We start from the raw sequence: 19,078 nt of genomic DNA on the forward strand, positions 1-19,078 counted from the left end.
TTTTGCCGCCGCGCCTGTCGCGTCAACGCCCGTCGCACAGGGCGGCGTCCACCGCACCCTGGAGGTGTGCGAGCTTGGAGCCCTCCGCTGCCCCGGTGGTGGTGTAGACGGTGACGGTGCCGCGGCCGCCCGAGGCGCGGCCGCCGCCCACCGAGTCGCCGGGCAGGTCGCCGCCGTGGCCCCAGTACTCGCCGCCGCAACTGAGCGGGATGCTCGCCACGCCGTAGCCGTACCGGCTGCCCTTCGGGTACACGTCGCGCCCGCCGACGTCTGTCGTGTCGTGCGTCATCTGCCGTACCGCCCAGACCGGCAGCAGCTTGCCGCCGAACAGGCCGTCCCAGAACGCGTTCAGGTCCCCGGGAGTGGTGACGAGCCCACCGGACGCGCCGAACTCATAGCCCGGCAGCTCCGTCGCATCCACCTGGCCCTTCGGATGCGCCGGGTGGATGCCGTAATTGCGGGCGTGCGGGCCGCGCAGCGTCAGCTCGTCCCGGCCGGGCCAGTACGTCGACTTGAGACCCATCGGCTCCAGGATCGTCCGCTTGATGTACGTGCGGTAGTCGGTGCCGGACACGCGGGCGATCACCATGCCGAGCACCATGTAGTTGGTTTTGGAATAGCCCCACTCCGCGCCGGGCTCGAAGTCCGGCCCGGCCTTCAGCACCAGATCGAGATAGCCCTCGTCGGTATTCGGCCTGTCCCAGTCGATCAGCCGCGCGTACTCGGTCAGTCCACTGCGCTGCTTGAGGAGCTGCCGGATGGTGATGGGGCTGTCGGCGAGCTGTGGCACGTACCGCCCGGCCCGGTCGTCCACCCGCAGCTCGCCGTCGGCCACCAGCCGCATCACGGCGGCGGCCGTGAACGACTTGGTGTCGCTGCCCATCCGTAACCGCCCCTCCGGCCCCACCATCGGCTTCCCGCTGCCCGGTTCGGCGGTCCCGGCCTTGACGGCGCGGTGTCCCTTCTCGTACGCCAACGCCCCCGGCACACCGTCCTTTCCGACGAGCAGATCCAACTGCTCCTGCACGCCGGACGCCCCGCCGTGGTGACCGCCGCCACGTCCCCCGTCGGCGGCTGCCATCGGGGCGGCGACGCCGACGAGCGCGGCGGCGGACAGGACGGCGGTGGCGACGCGCGTGCGCTGGCTGCTCATGGTGCTCTCCCTGGCTCGGCGGACCTGCGCCGATCGCGGGTCCGGTGTGTCCTGTGTCCGGTTGGGGAACGCAGGACACATTTCCGTACGGCCACGCACAGCACACTGGTGCGGACCTCCGGCCCCGGGGTGTGGCCAGTACCAACCCACCCTCGGCACTGTGACTGACCCGACCGAAGGGTGTAGCGCCCCTGGGCCTGCCGCGAGAGCGGATCTTGATGACGATTACGTGGGAGGTAATCGTCGGGGGCTGTGAGGGTGGGTAAGGATGCGATCTCTCAGCGCCAACACGTGGTTTCAGACGGAGGGATGACCCATGTCCTTGGACACGCGCACGACCACTCGATCCGTGGTGGAGGAGTTGCTGCGCCGGATCGGCGAGGGCGACCCTGACCGGATTGCCGAGCTGTATGCGGAACGCGGCGACTGGAAGCTGGACTGGCCAGAGCCCGAACACGGCCGCACCGCCACCCCGTGGATCCGCCACCGGTACACCCGCAGCGACGCGGCAGCTCACTACCGCGAGCTTGCGGAGCACCACGTGCCCGGGCAGGCGGCCACCGAGGTCGAGCGCGTCCTCATAGACGGCAGTGATGCGGTCGTGCTCGGCGAGATCCGCCAGACCGCCCGGTCCACCGGACGCGCGTATCGCGCGCGATTCGCCTTGCACCTGACAGTCGAGGACGGCCTGGTGACCCGACACCATGTCTACGAAGACAGCCTCGCCGTTGCTCAGGCATTCGACGCGGCCACCCCTGAGGGGCGGTGATCGCCTACGGATGGCGGTGATCGCCTACGGATGAAGGAGCCGCAGCGGCTCTCGGCCGCCCATCGGCCGAGGTCGCCGTGGGACGGCTCATCCGGGCGGGCTCGACGTACCGGCCATACCGGATGTCGTCCGGAGTGCGGGGGATCGGAATCTGGCTCTGATCGTCTTGCGGCGGGCGAAGGGGAGGGGCGGCTTGAGGGCGACAGGCCAGGTCCGTGGCATGATCCCCTCATGTCTACCAACGTTTTCTTCGACATCACCATCGACGGCGACGCCTCGGGGCGGATCGTCTTCAAGCTGTACGACGACGTCGTTCCCAAGACGACGCAGAACTTCCGTGAGCTGGCCACCGGCCAGCACGGCTTTGGATACGAGGGTTCGGGTTTCCACCGGGTCATCCCGGACTTCATGCTTCAGGGCGGTGACTTCACCCGTGGTGACGGCACCGGTGGCAAGAGCATCTACGGCGAGAAGTTCGCCGACGAGAACTTCAAGCTCAAGCACGACAAGCCGTTCCTGCTGTCCATGGCGAACGCCGGTAAGGACTCCAATGGCTCGCAGTTCTTCATCACCACGGTGCTCACGCCGTGGCTGGACGGCAAGCACGTGGTGTTCGGCGAGGTCGTCGAGGGCCAGGACCTGGTGACGAAGATCGAGTCTCTCGGCTCGCGCTCCGGTGCCACCCGGGCGAAGATCGTGATCGCTTCGTCGGGTGTCGTGGGCGAGTAGCACCGGCGCCCCGGGCGGCGGGGCCGGTGCTACGCAGGCAGTCGCTCTGACCGCGCACCCGCCCGCTCGACCCGGTGCGCCCTTGCAGCTCCCCGGCCCTGCTGCCGCTGCTGGTCAGGGGGGCGCGAGGCGCACACCGTGGTCCTGGCGGGCCGCCCGGAGGCCTATCGCACCGGGGTACCCGTCCACGTCGCGCGCTGGACCGGTGCCGCGCTGTCCCCCGCCGAGGCGCTGACGCGCCGGTGGACTGCTTCCAGGGGGCCGGTGGGCGCGGGCACCACACGGACGGGTGCCGTCCGGGACCGGTCCGGTCGTATCCGTCCCCGCGCTGTACACCCTGCTGTACGGTCGGAGTATGTCGAAGTCAGTGACGATCCGGGTCCCCGAGGAACTCCACGCCCAGTTGCAGGAGCGGGCCGACGTCGAGGGCACCACGGTGACCGCGCTCATCACCGAGGCCGCGCGCAACGCGGTCCGTGACCCCCGCCTCGAAGGCGCCGCGGCCGTCTTCCGGCAGTTCGTCGCGCAGAACGCCGACGCGTTCGACGCGGCCTTCCCCGACGACGTCCCGGCCCGCCGGGACCCGACCGGACAACCGGGGCGGGCTGCCTGACGTGGAGTTCCACATCGATATCCGCTGGCTGCTGGAGCGCCAGGCGGAGGTGCTGCCCAAGCACCCTGAAGTCCACGACTTCTCCAACCTCGTGGCCGCGGTCGCCCGGCACCGCGTCAACACCCCGCAGGTCGGCGTCACCACCGACAACGCGTGGCGCGCCGCCGCCCTGATGCACGCCGTCATCCGCCTGCGCCCCCTCCCGGCCCGCAACGCCCTGTACGGCGCCGCGATCGTCGTGTCCTACATGGACGCTGCGGGCGAAGCCATCGACGCCCCGTACGGTGCGTTGATCGACCTCGCCCGCGACATCGACGCCGGCCGCGCCGACGGCTATGACGCGGCCGACCGCATCCGTTCCTGGCAGATCTGATCCGCATCCGTTCCTGCCCGCGGCGATGTCCCAGGCCGCGCCCAGGGCCCTCTCGTCCCCGCACGCCTCGGTGCGCAGCCGGGATGGTGTGTCGCGGCTGAGACTCAGGCGAACCTAGGTCTCGGCCCGGCCGGGTGAGTGACGGTTGCGCCCGGTGCGCCCTGCCCCGGTGAGGACGCGTGCTGGTGTGCGTGTTGCCGTATCTCGGTGGCGAGGGCCAGGCCGGTGTGCGGGGGACCGGTGGTCGACGGCGCCCCCTGCGGCTCGGACGGGGCGTCGCTGTCGAGAGTCTCGGCCAGGGTGTCCAGGAAGTCGGACATGGCGACGAGCGTGTCGCGCAGCATTCGTATCCGCGCTGTCTGGCCGCCGAGCTGTCTGCGGATGGCGAGCAGACTCTCGAACTCCTTCACGGACACGGCGATCATGGGATTGCCGTCCACGAGGACCTGCCGCGGATTGTTCCGCACCGATGGACCCCTTTCGTGCCTTGATCGAGTCAGTGCTGTTCGTCGGGGCCGGGTCGCTTGTGGTGTCCCGGCGCCCTGGGTGTCCACGGTCAGGAGGCGGGCCGTTGCACCCGGTCCGTGCGGGCGGCGGATGGCCTGGACGATGTCGCGCGCGTGGTTGCCGAACACGGCGTAGCAGGGCGGCCCGGTTCGGAGGGAGTTCGGCGGTGACGCGGCTGTTCCAGCGGGCCCTCGACGGCCTTGTCGAGCTCTCGGTTCGCGCCCTGACGGAAGTAGCCGTACGCGGTGGCCGGTGCTGCTGCCGCGGTGGCGGATTCGCGGGTCACGTAGATCTCCTTCGCGAGATGAATTCATCACGTCCCGGCGAGGGGGACGAGAGCGCGAAGGGATGACGAACCGGACGGAAACGACCTCGCGCGGCAAGCGCGGTCGTCCGCACGGTAGGTACGCCGACCCGCCCTCGAGGTCACCGGAATTTCCACGCGCGAAGTGGTCCGCACACGGGCAGTCGGCAGGTCTTCGGACTCGCGGGCACGTCCTCACGGAGGACACCTACTGGCCGTCGCTTCCCGGATCCGCCATCGGATCCAGTGCCATGACGGCGGTCGTTCTCGCTCACCGCTGCGGGGCAGTCCCGGATTCTCACCGGGTTCCCTCTTACGACGCTCCCACCTGGCGGGCGGGGCGAACCAGCTGCATCGGACACCCCACGGGGTGCCGCTCGCGCGCCACAGCACGGTCCAGGATCCGGAAGGTTCTGCGGCGTTGAAATCTGGCGCAGACATGTCGGAGAGGAAGCATCGAGAAGGTGTTCATTCAAAAACGTCGATCTCCCTTGGATCACGGGGGGATTGACAGTCGAGTGGGGGGCCGGTAGGGGGTGACTGGCGCAAGGGAAACTGCTACACATAAGGGGCCAATGCCCGCGGCACGGGGAATCCGGTGAGAATCCGGAACGGTCCCGCCACTGTGACCGGATGAGCCCCGGCTCCCGGAAGTCAGATCGCCGTCCGCGGGTCAACGACGAAGCCCACGAGGATGGCGCTGAAACGTCGGGGAGTCATTGCCATGCATTTCCGCTGCTTCTCCTGTGTGAGCGGAACCGGAGCCTTTCGTCCTCAGCGCTCGGGCGTGTCGACCCTGCCCTGATGCATACGAGTTGCGCCGACTCAGGCTTCCAGCCTGCCGTGCCGCGGCCCTCCTGGCGTCGCGCCCTGCGCACACTCGCCGGGCACACCTCGCCGGCGCCGCTGGACATCGCGTATCGCTCGTGCGGACACCCACAGGTCAGCCGCCCGGCCCCCGGAGGACGCGGCTTGCGCGGGGCGGTGTCAGGTGCTGGGACCGCCACTCAGTACGCGTACACGTCAGTACGCGTACACGTCAGTACGCGTACACGTCAGTACGCGGACGCCGCGTTCAGCTCCGCCCAGCGCTTCTCGGCGTCGGAGCCTCCCGGGGGCGGCACGATTCCGTTGATCATCCAGAGGTCCTCGCTGGTCTCGTCGACATGGAACTCCCAGTGCAGTCCAGCGTGCCGTTCGAGGTGTGGCTGCAGCATGCCCCTGATCCACTGGGCGGTGCGGCGGCGGGCTTCCTGGTCGGGGTTGCGCCGGGCGATGTGGTCGATGGCGATGCGGACCCCCGCCGGGGTGGGTTCCCCGCCGACGTGGAAGTCCTCGGGCCGGGTCTCGTGGAACAGCGTGACCACGTAGAAGCGGGGCAGCCCGACCTTCTCGTAGTGGTCGGCGACGCGGGCGGCGAGTTGGTGCTTTTCGTCGTCGGTGAAGATTCCGGGCGTGTGGTGAATGGTCCACAGCGGCATGGCGGTTCGGTTCTCCTTCGCCTACGGAAACGGGGAGGGCGGGGCGTCAGGGGGACGCCGAGCAGGTGCGGCGGGGCTCAGGCGCCGAACGGGCGCGGCGGGGCTCAGGCGGCTGAGAACGTCAGGTGCTCCACAGGGCCGGAGAGCCCCGCCTTCACGCCGACGGTGACGTCGTCGGCGAGGACTTCGGTGTCCCCGGCCTCGAGGCCGTCGAGGATCCGCGCGGCGATCTCGGCGGGCGTGGCCTTCGGCCGGTCGAGGGCGGAGACCATGTCGGTGTCGATGAATCCGGCATGCACGCCGACGACCTGGGTGTGCTGGGCCGCCAGTTCGAGCCGGAGCGAGTTCGTGACCGACCATGCCGCGGCTTTGGACGCCCCGTAGGCGCCGCTGCCGGCCAGCCAGGACAATACCGAGTGCATGTTGACGAGTGCGCCCCCGCCGCCCGTGGCCAGGATCGGCGCGAACGCCCGCGCCACCCGCAGCGGCCCGAAGACGTTGACGTCGAAGGTCCTGGTGGCGTTGTCGAGGTCGCCCGTCAGGAGTGCGTCCGGCAGCAGGACACCGGCGTTGTTGAACACGATCTCGGCGTCGGCGGCGACCCGCGCGAGGGCGGCGACCGATTCCGCCGAGCGCACTTCGAGTTCGACGGTGACCACCTCCGGACGGTCGTCGACGTGCGCCGAGCGCGCGGTGGAGTACACCTTCCGCACCCCGCGCGCCAGCAGTTCGTCCACCAGCGCCGCGCCGAGCCCACGCCGGCCGCCGGTCACCACGGCCACCTTGTCCGCTACCGCAACCACAGCATCCTCCTCTGAGTAACGCTCTCGTTAGCGAGATGGAAGCACGCGCCCCCTGGGTAACGCAAGCGTTAGTTACAATGGCGTCATGGCGATGGAGTTCGAGAAGCGACTGCGCGACCGGGACGCCTGGTCGATCGGCGACGGATGCTCGGCGGAGCGGGTCCTCGGCCTGCTGAGCACCAAGACGGTGTTCCTGGTGGTCCGCGAGTGCTTCTACGGCACCACCAGGTTCGAGGACTTCGTGGCCCGGATCGGCACCTCCGCACCCGCGGTGTCCCGGGCGCTCAAACAGTTGGAGTCCGCAGAGGTCGTCGCGCGCGTCCCCTATCAGGAGCCGGGCAGGCGGGCCCGCGACGAGTACCGGCTGACGGAGGCCGGTGAGGACCTGCTTCCGGTGTTCCTGTCCCTGATGCAGTGGGGCGACAAGCATCTGCAGGAGGGCCGCCCGCCCCTGGAGTTCATCGAGACCGGCACCGGCCGCACGATGGGGGTCACCGTGACCGCGGAGCCGGTGCCGCAGACGACATCGGACCGCATCGAGATCCGACTGAACCCCGCCCGGCGACGCGACTAGGGCGCGCCCGGCGCAGTCGCGCCGGACACGCCCTAGGGTCCCGCCGAGGTCGTTGGTGCTGGTGCGGATGGGTTCCGCGGCCGGTCGCCGTCGGTCAGGGGGCGGAAGTGAGGCGGGCTGCGGCCCGTTCTGCCGCGAGGACGACCTTCTCGGTGTCCACGCCCACCAGTTCGCCGCCGGTCTTGCGCAGTCGGCCGTCCACGTACACGTCCGTGACGTTGTGCGGCTGGCCGTTGAGGACGATCTGGCTCGTCCAGTCGAAGCGGGGGGCGAAGTTCAAGGTGCCCGGGTCGAGAACGAGGACGTCGGCACGCTTGCCGGGGGTCAGTGAGCCCACCTGGTCGGCCATGCCGATGGCCTCGGCGCCGCCCAGCGTGCCCATGCGCAGCACGGCGGGCAGTGTGGGGTGGATCTTCGGGTCCTCGTGCACGGCTCGCTGGAGGCCGACGGCGGCCTTCATGAGGGCGAACATGTCGGAGGTGTCGTTCGTCCCGCCGTCGTGGCCCAGACCCATCTTGACTCCAGCCTCGTGCAATTTCGGCAGAGGCATGACACCTGAGGCCAGGCGCATGTTGCTCAGCGGGCAGTGCGCCACCCGTACGTCGTGGTCACCCACGAGCGCGATCTCCTCGCGGCTCAGGTGGACGGCGTGGTTCATCAACAGGCCGGGGCCGAAGGCGCCGATCTCGCGCAGGGCCGGGATCTGTTCTTCGTCGCGGTCGGTGCGGTGCTCCAGCACGTGTGAGTTGAGCATCAGCCCCAGGTCCTGGGCCTGCTTCCAGGACGCGCGCAGTGTGTCGATGCTTGCTCGGCGCGCGTGCACCGCGATCTGGGCGGAGGCCAGCGGCAGCGGGTCCAGGAGCCGCTCCTTGACCGTGCGGACCTGTTCTTCCGCACCCTTGAAGGAGGCCATGGCGTAGACGAAACGCAGACCCGCGTCGTCCAGAGCCTGCACGTAGTGCTCGCTCGTCGCATACGGGATCGCGTGCACCCAGTCGACCAGGGTGGTCACGCCCGCCTGGAGGGCATCGAGCGCGGCCAGGTGCACGAAGGCGTACATGCCGGCGGGGTCGATCTTCGGCAGCGTCGGCAGGTTGCACGTCTTCAGCCAGCCGACCAGGTCCTGGTCCGAGCAGCCGCCTCGGATGCTGGACTGCCACAGGTGGTTGTGGATGTCTACGAACCCCGGCAGCACGAACCGGCCCGAGACGTCCCGCACCCGGGCGCCCCTCGGCGCCTCCAACTGCCGGCCGACCGCTGCGATCCTGCCGTGCTCCAGCAGCACATCGGCGTCCTTGAGCAAGCCCAGCTCCCCGTCGCCGATGTGGGGGTCCATGGTCAGGACGAGTGCGGCGCCCCGGAGCAGGGTGGCCTGCCCGGGCCGCTCGGCCACGGCGGCTGCCGGCCCGGCGGCTTTGGAGACAGCGGCCAGAGAAAGGCCACCGGCCCCGGCGAGAAGACTGCGACGGTTGAGGCGCAAGGGATTCTGCAGAGTCATTGCGTCGTTATACCGCTGGACGCCATGCGATCGACAGACGGGCCAAGCGGACAGGCGGGACAGGCGGGAACCTTGGACGCGCCAACTCCCGCGCCTGGGCACTGGGGTGACGCGACGTGCGTGAGTGTCGTGAAGGGTTCGTGCGTGATTCTTGGGATTCGGTCACAGGAGCGGAAAACTCGGAGGGCTCACTCGGCGCTTTCGAACAGGTCGGGCGCCGACCCATGCGACGGGAGACCGATCAACGATGTTCAGTCTGGTACGGAGCAGGGCGCGGACGGCGGCGCTCGCGCTCTCGGCTGTCGTGGCCCTCGCCCTCGGCACGACCGCAATGACCGGCGCGGCAGCGGCCCCTGGCCCCGCTCCCGCGCCCGCGAAACAGGGACCGACCTCGGTGGCCTACGTCGAGGTGAACGACAACAGCATGCTGAACGTCGGCAAGTACACCCTCGCCAACGGCGGCGGCAACGCCTTCGACGTCGCCGTGATCTTCGCGGCGAACATCAACTACGACACGGGCTCGAAGGCGGCGTACCTGCACTTCAACGAGAACGTGCAACGCGTTCTCGACAACGCCGCCACCCAGATACGGCCGTTGCAGCAGAAGGGCATCAAGGTCGTCCTCTCGGTGCTCGGCAACCACCAGGGCGCGGGTTTCGCCAACTTCCCGTCCCAGCAAGCGGCGTCGGCGTTCGCGAAGCAACTGTCGGACACCGTGACCAAGTACGGCCTCGACGGCATCGACTTCGACGACGAGTACGCCGAGTACGGCAACAACGGCACCGGGCAGCCCAACGCCAGCTCGTTCGTGCACCTGGTGACGGCACTGCGCGCGAACATGCCGAACAAGATCATCAGCCTCTACAACATCGGCCCTGCCGCGTCGCGCCTCTCCTACGGCGGTGTCGACATCTCGTCGAAGTTCGACTACGCCTGGAATCCGTACTACGGCACCTGGCAGGTCCCCGGTATCGCGCTGCCCAAGTCGAAGCTCTCACCGGCGGCCGTGGAGATCGGCCGGACCTCGCAGAGCACGGTAGCCAGCCTCGCCCGCCGCACCGTCAGCGAGGGCTATGGCGTCTATCTGACGTACAACCTCGACGGCGCCGATCGCAGCGCCGATGTCTCCGCTTTCACCCGGGAGTTGTACGGCAGTGACGCCGTCTACACGCCGTAAGGCGACCGCAGTGTCCGCTCTGTCGGCCTGACGTTCGGCGGGGTTGCGCCGTCGGTTGTGCAGGGACGCATGGCCGGACGCCGTTTCTTCGGCGTCCGGTCTTCGGCGTCCGGCCATCGGTGCGGGAAGGAGGCTGCCGGTCGGCATCCGAGCCTGTGCCGGCTTGGGTGTGGTGGGTTATGAGGTTGCTGTTCGTGTGGGTGGAGGCGGGCTGGGGTGAATTCCCTTCTGGTATCCGTCGCGATGGACATGTTTTCTGGCTCTCGTGTGCTGGGGTGGGGAAATTTTCGGGCGGCCGGTCTTGGTGTGGCGCATTGAGGCTCTCGAAATGGTGTGGAACTGTTGGGGTGATAGTGGGAGTTGGGGCATTATGGATTGCGTGACTCCTGTGCGCGTGAATTCCTGCGCGGAAGGGTTTCGGAGTGTCGGAGAGGGGTCGTGATTTCGGTAAGTATGGTGCGCGTGGCATCAAAGGGCATGAGGTCGTGGCACGTCAGCTCGATGCTCTCGCCGGTTATTTCACGACCCCTGTGACGTTCCGCCGTGGCCTGTTGGTGAGGTTGCATTACCTGACCCGCAGTGCTCATGCGCGCCAGACGGCGCGTGCTGCTGGTCTGACGGTCACCGACCGCACGGTGAAGGCCTGGTTGGAGGGTGCGCGCCGCCCTTCGAAGAGAAATCTGGAGCTTATCGAAGAGGCCTACTGGATGGTGCGGCGGCAGAATGTGGCCCGGTATCTGTTGCGGCGCCTGAATTCCGGGGGCCGGGGGACGAGGGTGGAGATTCATCCGTTGAATCAGTCCCAGGTGCCCAGGCCGCGCCAGCGGGTGGTGGAGTACCGGAGTTTGAACATCCGTCAGTGGGATGCGCTCGTGCGGGCGTGGACGGACGGGAACGACGCGGCGCTGGATGACGCGTGGGTGCAGCAGCTCGTGGATCTGGGCAGTCAGTGGGGGCGGTACGAGTACGTCACCAACGTGGGGTTCGCCGCCTGAGAACAGGCCCAGGGAATCCGTGGCGTCGCTCGCGTAGAGGCGCGGCGATTCCCATTCGGCGAGCGTCCCCGTGACGCCCACCCCGAGACGTGCTGTGGCCGCAGACCTCGGCCCGGGCGTCGTGGGAACTGCTCCCGTCGGTGAGCGACGCTCGGACTCCGTCACCGCACGTGAGAACTGCCGTGGTCGGATGACCCGGCCAGGCGGCCTCGGGTCAGGACGTAGGCGAACAGGACGGCCATGATGGCGGTACCTGCCCACATGGCATGCTGCCAGCCGGTGATGAAGGACTGCTGGGCGGCGTGGACGAGGGCCTCGGCGTGGGGACCGGCGGTGTGGGCGGCTTCGGCCGCGTTGGCGATGCCCTCGTGTGCGGCGCCGGCGGAGTCCTGAGGCACGCCGTGGAGTTTGGTGTCGATGGCGTTCTGGTAGCCGGCCGTGACGAGAGCGCCGAGCAGGGCGACGCCGAGCGCGGTACCGAACTCGCGGGTGACGTCGTTGAGCGCCGAGGCGACGCCTTGCCGTTCGCGCGGCAGGGAACTGGTGATGGCCTCGGTGGACGGTGTCATCGTCAGGCCCATACCGATGCCCATGGCCAACATGCCGGGGAGGATGGACAGGTAGCCGCCGTCGGCCGAGACGAGGGCGGCCATCAGCGCCAGTCCGGCACCGGCCAGGAGGATGCCCGCCGCCATGGTCAGGCGTGCTCCGATCCGGACGGCCAGTAGGGGGGCCAGTGCGGAGGCGGCCATCATGGCCGCGGCCATGGGCATCAGCGCGAGTGTGGACAACAGCCCCGACCAGCCGAGCACGGCCTGGAAGAACGGGAACAGGACGACGAAGATGCCGGCCTGCACACCGAACACGGTCAGCAGCGCTATCGAGCCGCCAGCCAGGCCGCGCTCGCGGAAGAGACGGACGTCCAGCAACGCGGCGTCCCGGCGGCGCAGTTCCCACACGATGAAGAAGACGGTGGCGACGAGCCCGGCGGCCAAACCGAAGAGGACGGCGGGCTCGCTCCAGCCGCGCTCAGGGCCCTCCTGGAGGACGAAGATGAGGCCGGCCACGGCGACTGCGGAGCTGAGGGCGCCGACGGTGTCGAAAGAGTGCCCGTGGTGCTCGCGGGAGTTGGGCACCGACCGCACGGTCATGGCGAGCGCCGCGAGGACCAGCACGACGGGCAGGACGAACAGGTAGCGCCAGTTCGCCACGTCCACGAGCGCGGCCGAGAGGAACATGCCCAGGATCCCGCCCGCGCCGGCCACGCCGGTCCACACACCGATGGCGCGTCCGCGCTCCTCCGCGGGGAAGACGGAGGTGATCACAGCGAGGGTGACTGGCATGATCATGGCCGCGCCCACGCCGCTGAGCAGGCGGGCGCCGAGCATGACCTCGACCGACGGGGCCAGGCCCGCCGCCGCACTGGCGGCACCGAAGAGGACGAGGCCGGTGATCAGTACGGGCTTGCGGCCCAGCCGGTCACCGAGCGCGCCGAGCGGCAGCAGGAGCGCGGCCAGGGTGAGGGTGTAGATGTTGATGATCCACAAGATCGTGCTCTGTGAGGCGTTGAACTCGACGGCCAGGTCGGGTTGGGCGACGTTCAGCCCGGACACCGAGGCGATGACGGCCATCAACGCGACGCAGACGGCGGTCAGGATGGAGCGCAGCTGACGTGCGTCCAGCGTGCCCGGGCTGTGGGCGGAGTCGGATGGGGCGGCTGGTGCGGGCGCGGGCTGGTGTGTGCTCATGAGTACCTCTCGGCAGGGGGGGTGGGGGACGGGGCACCGGGCCGTCACCGTGCGTGGGCCGGGGCAGGGGCGGAACGTGGGTGCTCTCGCGCCTGGCGGCTCGGGTGTCGGCGGTGGCCGGGTGCGGTCTAGGTGCGGACGACGTTAGCCACGCCTTGCCTGGGCGGCATAGCATCTTGCGTATGACGCAAAATGATGACGGGCTGGACAGCCTGGTACGCAAACGCATCCGCGCTCTGCGGGTGGCGCAGGGATGGTCCCTGGAGGAGCTGGCCACCCGTGCCAGGCTCAGTCAGTCGACACTCAGCCGAATCGAGAACGGTCAGCGTCGCTTGGCCCTGGACAGCCTCGTCACGCTCGCCCGTGCCCTGGACACCTCTCTGGACCAGCTCGTGGAGACCGCCTCCGACGACGTGATCATCAGCCCGATGATCGACAACACGCACAGCCTGATGCGCTGGCCCGTCAGGTCCGACCCCGGAATGACCGTCGTACGTCAGCGCATCACCGACCCGCCCCCGCACAACCCCGCACGCATGCGCGCCCACCCGGGCCGCGAATGGCTGGTGGTCTTGTCCGGCACCGCGACCCTCCTGTTGGGCGAGCGTCGCCTGCGCGTCGAGACCAACCAGGCGGCGGAGTTCCCCACGATGCTGCCGCACGCCATCGGCGCTGAGGGCGGCCCTTGCGAGATCTTGGGGATCTTCGACCGCGACGCCCGCCGCGGCCACCCGGCGTAGCGGAACGACGTCAGAGCCAAGCCGCCGCGCGGAGTGAATCTGTGCCAGGTACCGCAGGGCCGTCGGGGCTTGATCCACGCCCCGTAACACTGCCCGGATGACTGCGGTGATCATGGCGAAGGCGTCGGCCCCGCCGGAATCCCCACCGGCGCGGGACCGCGGCCGCGTCGTCGCGAGGGGGACCGCTCAGGGGCGCGACATCCGCGTCCACGCCAAGGCCTTACGGGCGGCGAGAAAGCCCGCGATCTTGAACGCCAGTTCGTGGGAGCCGAACCTGTCGGCGCGGGCGCGCCGCAGCACCACGCGAGTGGCGGTCACGACTCCGTGCTCGGGCAAACCGAGTTGCTCCTCGATCCCCGCCGCGACAGCCGCGAAGAAACGGGGCAGGTCCTCGGCAGGTTCGTACTCCACCGTCAGCCCTTGGGCTACCTCGAAGGCGAAGCCCTCGGCCGCGGGCTCGAAATCCACTGCTATCTCCGCGAAGTGCGGCGCGCAGTTCTGCTTCTGATGCAGCACGCGCACACCGCGGATCGGATACGGCGGAAACCGGGGCGTCGCTGACGTCATGCTGGAACGCTACTGGCGTTCGGCGCCCCAGGGATCCCCCCTTGCCCGACAGGATCGGCGGCATGACGTCACGGCTCCGTACCCGGCTTGGCCACCGGGGGCATGGCAGTTCAACTGCCCCCGCAGGGTGCATGATTGCGACCCTTGGTGGCGGGGCGGCGGCCCTGACGTACGGAGACGAGGCAGACGGCACGACGGGGGATCCGATGGCCGACAAGGGCGGGCGGGGAGACGACGACAGGCGGGCGGAGCTGCGGGAGCGCGCTGACGACGCCGTTCTCGAGGTCCGACGACTGCTGGACGACCCCGACGGTGCGGGGTCGGCCGTGGAGGAATTGGTGCGGACGGGAGAGCGACTGTTCGCAGTCGAGGCCGAGTTGAAGGCGAACGACGAGAGTTTCTCCCACGTCTTCGTGCACCTGGGCCTGCTGCTCGGCGCGTACTGTCTGGTCAAGCGTGAGACCGCGGCGTCCGAAGCCGAGGTGCGGGCGGAGGCGCTACGGCGGCTGCGGTGGGCGAACCGCAAGGGGTCGCTCACCGATCAGCTCGCGGTCGAGGCCCGCATGATGCTGGTCTTCCTGCTCGTGCCCTGGGCCCTGCCCCGTACCGACGGCACCCGCACGGCTCTGCTGGACGCGCTGCTCGCCGTGGCCGACGAACGGGTACTGACGGAGGCGTTGCGCCGGGACCTCACCGAGGCCGGAGAGGTGGTCGACCGCATCGCCGAGGCACCGGTCAGCCAGAAGTTCCGCCGACGGACCGCGGACATCAAACGGGACATCGAGCAGATGCTCGCCCCTGGGTCCGCTTCCTCCGGCTCGGATCCGGACGGGTCCGGCTCCTCCACCGTCCCCGTAGCCGGTGCGGAGGCCGCGCTGTTCGACGCCGTCCGCGGTCTGGTGGTTCTGGCGGGCTCGTGCAGCACCCGGCAGTTCACGCGCGTACTTCTCAGCCTGGTCACCACGTTGTCGTCCGGGCGTGACAGCGACTTGGCGGAGGTTCTGGGTCTGGTCCCGGAAGCCGCACCCCTGCTGCGCCAGGCGGCCCTCGGCAGGGAATCGGGCGCCGACGGCGTGCGCCGGGCCGCCGACCTGGCGCTGAAGGCCCGCCGCGCGTTGCCGGCCGAGGCGCCCGAGCGGGCCCGGGTCGCGAGGCTGCACGCCTACCTACTGGTCGCGTTGGAGATCCTGACGCCAGGACCGGTCGACTTCAACACCGTGGAGCGACCCACGCCGGAACCGGACGGCGACAGCCGCGACCGCTTCGAGGACTGGCCGATCGGCCTCACCGTGGACCCCGGGGTGATCCCTCATCCCGACGGCCCGCTACGTGATTTCGTCGCCCATCTCGGCATTCGCGAGCGCCACATGGTGGCCACCTTCGACCTTCGGCTGGCGCAGCGGACCGGTGATCCGGGCTATCTGGAGGACGCCGCCATCCTGCTCAGGGAGGCCGTCGACGCGAGCTCCACCGGCTCCTGGTGGGCCCTGACCCTGCGGGCGGAACTGGGCGAGGTACTGGAGCACGCCGCCACGGCCGGCGGCAATCTGTACGACGCCGAAGTCTCCCTGGCCACGCTGCGTGATCTGCGCGCCGCCCTGGAACGCGACGGCTCGGTGCCCGCCGACGCCCCGTTCGCCCTCGAACTCGCGCTCTCCGCCGCCGACCGCGAGTTGGACCACGCGCGGCGCAGCGAAGAGCACGAGGCACTACCACGCCTGCGCGAGGAGCTCCGTGGCCGGTACGCGGCCCTGCCGCCGGACAGCAGTTGGCGCGGGAAGCTGGCGGAGCGGCTGAGCCGGCTCGGCAAACTCGGCGCGCAGGCGAACCAGGCCACCGGACGACGGGTGCCCGCAGCGGCCGGGAGACCCGAGCACATCAGTGAGCCAGAAGGCATCGGCCTTGAGGGCTCCGAGCCGGATGTGCCAGACGTGCCGGATTTACCTGACGTATCGAACCGCCCGATCGCCGAGATGCGCCGCGATCTTGACGATCCGGAGTCGTATCGCGAGCACGAGTACGACCGGCGCGCCGCGCTCGGCCTGCGGCTGCTCCTCGCCGTGCTGGGCGGCGAGGAACCCCCGGCACTGCTGGACGAAGCCATCACCGAGCTGACCCGAGCCCGCGCGCTGCTCGTCCAGGGGCGTGGCAGAGCACACCGCGTGGACGTCCTGGCGAAGCTGGCCGAGGCCCACATCGTGCGCGCCGCGCAGGGCGGCCCGCACGCCGACGCCGACAGAACGGCGTTCGTGGAGTTCACCCGCGAGGCGCTGGGCGAACTGGCCGCCGACGTCCTGCTCCAGATCGGCGCCGACCACGGGTTGTCCGCGGCCCTCAGCGGCGCCGTACTGGCGCGGCGGCTGGCGTTCGTCGCCTTCCGCACCCGGCGTCCCGCCGACGCGGTGGCCGACCTGGAGAAGGGGCGGGCCCTGGTGCTTCAGGCCGCTGCCGCGTCCCGAGGCATCCCCGAACTCCTCGACGCCGCCGGCCACACCGAACTGGCCCGGCAGTGGCGCGCCCAGGTCCCCACAGGCCGGCTCCGGCCCAGGACCGACGGCGCTCCGCCGCCCCGGCCTACCGAGGACGCACCAGCCGCGCCTGCCGGGGAGACATCACCCGTACCCGACAAGGGCCCACCACCCCTGTCGCCCGACGATCCATCGATCCCCAGCGGCCTGCGGCGCAAGGCACTGACCGCGCTGGGCGTCGGCCCCGGCGCTCAAGAAGGGCCGAGTGTCCGGCAGTTGGTGGGCGCGACGGATGTGACCGAGCTGGCCGCCGGCCTCGCCGCCACGGACACCGACGCGTTGGTCTATCTGGTACCCGGCATGCCCCTGCCCAACGGCCCGCTCCCCGGCTACGCGCTGATCCTGCGCCCGGACGCAGGTCCGACCGCGCTTCCTCTGCCCACGTTGATGGCCCCGGGCAGCGCGCCCCTGGAGCGATACCTCGACGCGGCGGCGGAACGCTCCCGGGCGCTCACCGACCCGGACGCGGCCCCGTCGCGGCGTGCCACCTGCGAGAGGCACTGGCAGGACGCGCTGAGCACCCTGTGCGAGTGGGCCTGGCGGTCAGCCATGGAACCGGTGCTCACGGCCGTACGTCCGGCCCTTGCCGCCCAGGGGCCACTGGCCCCGCCACCGCGGATCGTGCTGGTGCCCTGCGGTCGGCTCGGCGTCGTACCGTGGCACGCCGCGCGCATCCGCGGCCTCGGCGAGCACAGCCACCGGTACGCCTGTCACGAGGCCGTCCTCAGTTACGCCCCGTCCGGCGCCCAGTTCCTGGCCGCGGCCGCACGGCGCCGGATGGCTCCTGCCACCGGGCGGCAGGTCCTCGTCGCCGACCCGGAACTGACCCTGCCCTGGGCAGCGGTGGAGACGGCGGCCCTGCGGTCCGTCTGCTACCCCGAGGCGCTCCGCTACGGTGAGTTCCTCACCACTGACGAGGTACGCGACGCCGAGGGCACACCGGCGGAACTGCTCGCCGTGCTGCCCGGTGGTGCGTCCCCGGCGTCCGTGGTCCACCTGTCCTGCCACGCCCTTGCCGCGCCGCGCCCCACCGACTCCGCGCTGTGGCTGGCGAGTCCGCCCGGCGCGGGGGAGGGCGCGGGACGGCTCACCGTGGCCGCGATCCTCGACGGCGCCGCGGGGCGCCGACCGGACGCGGCGGGCCCACTGGTCGTGCTCAGCGCCTGCGAGACCGACCTGAGCACGCGCCACCACGACGAGGCGCTGACCCTCGCCACCGCACTGGTCACGGGCGGTGCCGCCGATGTCGTGGGGTCCCGCTGGGCGGTGCGCGACGGCCCGGCCTCCGTGATGATGGCGGTCTTCCACCACCACCTCACCGCGGGCGGACTGGCCCCGCCGGACGCCCTGCGCGCCGCCCAGTTGTGGATGCTCAACCCGCACCGCAAGCCCCCGTCCACCCTCGACGGCCTCCTCCGCCACGAGGCCACCCGCCCCGACCTCCACCACCTCCAGCACTGGGCGGCCTTCACCCACCAGGGGAATCCGGCGGCGCGGTGAGAGGGCGGGGCGGATCCCGCCGCACCGGGCTGGCCCAACGGCAGCAGCCGCAGAACCGTGACCTACTCGGACAGCTTCAGCGGCCCACGGGGAAGTAGCAGGGCCACCGCGAACGGATGCGAACCTCATGGCCGTTCGGGCTTGTGGGCAAGGAAGGTGGCGAAAGCCCTCTCGGTCCCTTCGCGGGGTTCCTCGACCAGACGGGCGGTGAGGCCGAACCCCACCTGCTTCAGCAGCTCGGCAATCCGATCAGGCGGCAGCAGGTAGGACGCGTAGGACACCGGATGACCGCCGTATGCCCGGGTGGGACGCAGGTGCTGGTCGGGCCCCACATGGCCGGCCAGCATCAAACAGCCTCCCGGCGCGAGGGTGCGGTGGAACTCGCCGAACACCACGGGCAGCAACGCCGGTGGGGTGTGGTGGGTGGAGTAATACGCGAGGATGCCGCCGAGCCGGTCGTCCTCGATCGGGAGCGAGGTCATCGAGCCGACACTGAAACGCAGATCCGGGTGGGCCCCACGGGCCAGCTCGACCATGGCGGGCGACAGGTCTATGCCGAACGCCGGCACTTGCCGCCCGGCAAGGTAGGCCGTGACTCTTCCGGGCCCGCATCCCAGGTCGGCGACGGGCCCGAGGCCGGCCGTTCGCACGACCTCGGCGAAGACGTTCAGCATCCCTCGCGACAGCGGATCCAGCTCCGCCGGCGGCTTCACCTGGTCGAAGTAGTCCGAAGCGACAGTGTCGTACGACTCCTGGACGGCTGCGAGGTGGGAGAGATCAGGCATGCGGGCGACTCTAGTGAAGGGCCCGCAGCCTGAAGGGCAGGACATGACAAGCCTCCTCCGTGCGGGAATCGACCAGCGTGCTGCACGGATGGACGAGGAGCGTTGTGCACGGCCGAGCCTCGGCCGCTGTCGACCGGTCCGTCGACGTCGTCCGCGCGGTGTTACGACTACTGCGTCGCCCGTGCGTTGACGTCCAAGAACGTCCTGGACGCCTGACCGCGCTGCGACGTTCAT

Annotated in this window: 17 protein-coding genes and 2 riboswitches; of the genes, 9 read left to right on the top strand and 8 right to left on the bottom strand. The window is 70.0% G+C overall.

Going from position 1 to position 19,078, the window contains the following annotated elements; translation table 11 throughout:
• Positions 1-22: 22 nt before the first annotated feature.
• Complete coding sequence (locus tag IE274_RS21150) at positions 23-1,153, bottom strand: serine hydrolase domain-containing protein (protein WP_190117392.1); 1,131 nt, start codon at positions 1,151-1,153, stop codon at positions 23-25.
• A gap of 316 nt (positions 1,154-1,469) precedes the next feature.
• Here IE274_RS21150 and IE274_RS21155 point away from each other — a divergent pair, with 316 nt between their 5' ends.
• The 4 genes from IE274_RS21155 to IE274_RS21170 all read left to right on the top strand — a co-directional run bounded on the left by IE274_RS21155 (position 1,470) and on the right by IE274_RS21170 (position 3,637).
• Positions 1,470-1,922: a nuclear transport factor 2 family protein gene (locus IE274_RS21155; RefSeq protein ID WP_190117393.1), complete on the top strand. Its 453-nt coding sequence runs from the start codon at positions 1,470-1,472 to the stop codon at positions 1,920-1,922.
• A 231-nt stretch (positions 1,923-2,153) separates the two neighbouring features.
• Positions 2,154-2,651: a peptidylprolyl isomerase gene (locus tag IE274_RS21160; RefSeq protein ID WP_190117394.1), complete on the top strand. Its 498-nt coding sequence runs from the start codon at positions 2,154-2,156 to the stop codon at positions 2,649-2,651.
• Between the two features lie 355 nt (positions 2,652-3,006).
• Positions 3,007-3,264, top strand: a complete 258-nt coding sequence (locus IE274_RS21165) for a ribbon-helix-helix domain-containing protein (RefSeq protein WP_190117395.1) — start codon at positions 3,007-3,009, stop codon at positions 3,262-3,264.
• Position 3,265: 1 nt separating this feature from the next.
• Positions 3,266-3,637: a toxin Doc gene (locus tag IE274_RS21170; RefSeq protein ID WP_190117396.1), complete on the top strand. Its 372-nt coding sequence runs from the start codon at positions 3,266-3,268 to the stop codon at positions 3,635-3,637.
• Between the two features lie 104 nt (positions 3,638-3,741).
• Here the strand turns inward: IE274_RS21170 and IE274_RS21175 are convergent, their stop codons facing one another.
• The 3 genes from IE274_RS21175 to IE274_RS21185 form a co-directional block, all read right to left on the bottom strand.
• A complete protein-coding gene (locus IE274_RS21175; RefSeq protein ID WP_190117397.1) occupies positions 3,742-4,104 on the bottom strand; it encodes a hypothetical protein in 363 nt (120 codons plus the stop codon).
• A 493-nt stretch (positions 4,105-4,597) separates the two neighbouring features.
• A riboswitch (cobalamin riboswitch) is annotated at positions 4,598-4,809 on the bottom strand.
• 189 nt (positions 4,810-4,998) lie between these two features.
• Positions 4,999-5,133, top strand: a riboswitch (cobalamin riboswitch).
• A gap of 370 nt (positions 5,134-5,503) precedes the next feature.
• Positions 5,504-5,929, bottom strand: coding sequence for a tautomerase family protein (locus tag IE274_RS21180; protein WP_190117398.1), 426 nt, complete (start codon positions 5,927-5,929; stop codon positions 5,504-5,506).
• A gap of 104 nt (positions 5,930-6,033) precedes the next feature.
• Positions 6,034-6,732 (bottom strand): SDR family oxidoreductase, encoded by a 699-nt coding sequence (locus tag IE274_RS21185; protein ID WP_190117399.1) that lies wholly within the window; start codon positions 6,730-6,732, stop codon positions 6,034-6,036.
• An 85-nt stretch (positions 6,733-6,817) separates the two neighbouring features.
• Between IE274_RS21185 and IE274_RS21190 the strand changes: the two genes are divergently transcribed.
• Positions 6,818-7,306, top strand: a complete 489-nt coding sequence (locus IE274_RS21190) for a winged helix-turn-helix transcriptional regulator (protein ID WP_190117400.1) — start codon at positions 6,818-6,820, stop codon at positions 7,304-7,306.
• 94 nt (positions 7,307-7,400) lie between these two features.
• Here the strand turns inward: IE274_RS21190 and IE274_RS21195 are convergent, their stop codons facing one another.
• Positions 7,401-8,804 carry an amidohydrolase family protein gene (locus tag IE274_RS21195; RefSeq protein ID WP_190117401.1) on the bottom strand — a complete coding sequence of 468 codons (1,404 nt, stop codon included), beginning with the start codon at positions 8,802-8,804 and terminating at the stop codon, positions 7,401-7,403.
• Between the two features lie 247 nt (positions 8,805-9,051).
• On the opposite strand from IE274_RS21195, the gene IE274_RS21200 reads away from it, so the two are divergent.
• Together IE274_RS21200 and IE274_RS21205 are read left to right on the top strand one after the other, a co-directional pair.
• Positions 9,052-9,981 (top strand): endo-beta-N-acetylglucosaminidase H, encoded by a 930-nt coding sequence (locus IE274_RS21200; protein WP_190117402.1) that lies wholly within the window; start codon positions 9,052-9,054, stop codon positions 9,979-9,981.
• A gap of 422 nt (positions 9,982-10,403) precedes the next feature.
• On the top strand, positions 10,404-10,976 hold the full coding sequence (locus IE274_RS21205) for a transcriptional regulator (RefSeq protein ID WP_190117403.1): 573 nt from the start codon (positions 10,404-10,406) through the stop codon (positions 10,974-10,976).
• 161 nt (positions 10,977-11,137) lie between these two features.
• On the opposite strand, the gene IE274_RS21210 is transcribed toward IE274_RS21205, so the two are convergent.
• Positions 11,138-12,724: an MFS transporter gene (locus tag IE274_RS21210; RefSeq protein ID WP_190117404.1), complete on the bottom strand. Its 1,587-nt coding sequence runs from the start codon at positions 12,722-12,724 to the stop codon at positions 11,138-11,140.
• Between the two features lie 182 nt (positions 12,725-12,906).
• On the opposite strand from IE274_RS21210, the gene IE274_RS21215 reads away from it, so the two are divergent.
• Positions 12,907-13,464, top strand: coding sequence for an XRE family transcriptional regulator (locus tag IE274_RS21215; RefSeq protein ID WP_190117405.1), 558 nt, complete (start codon positions 12,907-12,909; stop codon positions 13,462-13,464).
• Positions 13,465-13,650: 186 nt separating this feature from the next.
• On the opposite strand, the gene IE274_RS21220 is transcribed toward IE274_RS21215, so the two are convergent.
• Positions 13,651-14,031: a hypothetical protein gene (locus IE274_RS21220; protein WP_190117406.1), complete on the bottom strand. Its 381-nt coding sequence runs from the start codon at positions 14,029-14,031 to the stop codon at positions 13,651-13,653.
• A gap of 131 nt (positions 14,032-14,162) precedes the next feature.
• On the opposite strand from IE274_RS21220, the gene IE274_RS21225 reads away from it, so the two are divergent.
• Complete coding sequence (locus IE274_RS21225) at positions 14,163-18,059, top strand: CHAT domain-containing protein (protein WP_229909697.1); 3,897 nt, start codon at positions 14,163-14,165, stop codon at positions 18,057-18,059.
• Positions 18,060-18,184: 125 nt separating this feature from the next.
• On the opposite strand, the gene IE274_RS21230 is transcribed toward IE274_RS21225, so the two are convergent.
• Entirely contained in the window at positions 18,185-18,844 is a 660-nt protein-coding gene (locus IE274_RS21230; protein WP_190117407.1) for a class I SAM-dependent methyltransferase, read from the bottom strand.
• Positions 18,845-19,078 lie beyond the last annotated feature (234 nt).

Source organism: Streptomyces flavofungini, assembly GCF_014650815.1.
GTDB lineage: Bacteria > Actinomycetota > Actinomycetes > Streptomycetales > Streptomycetaceae > Streptomyces > Streptomyces flavofungini.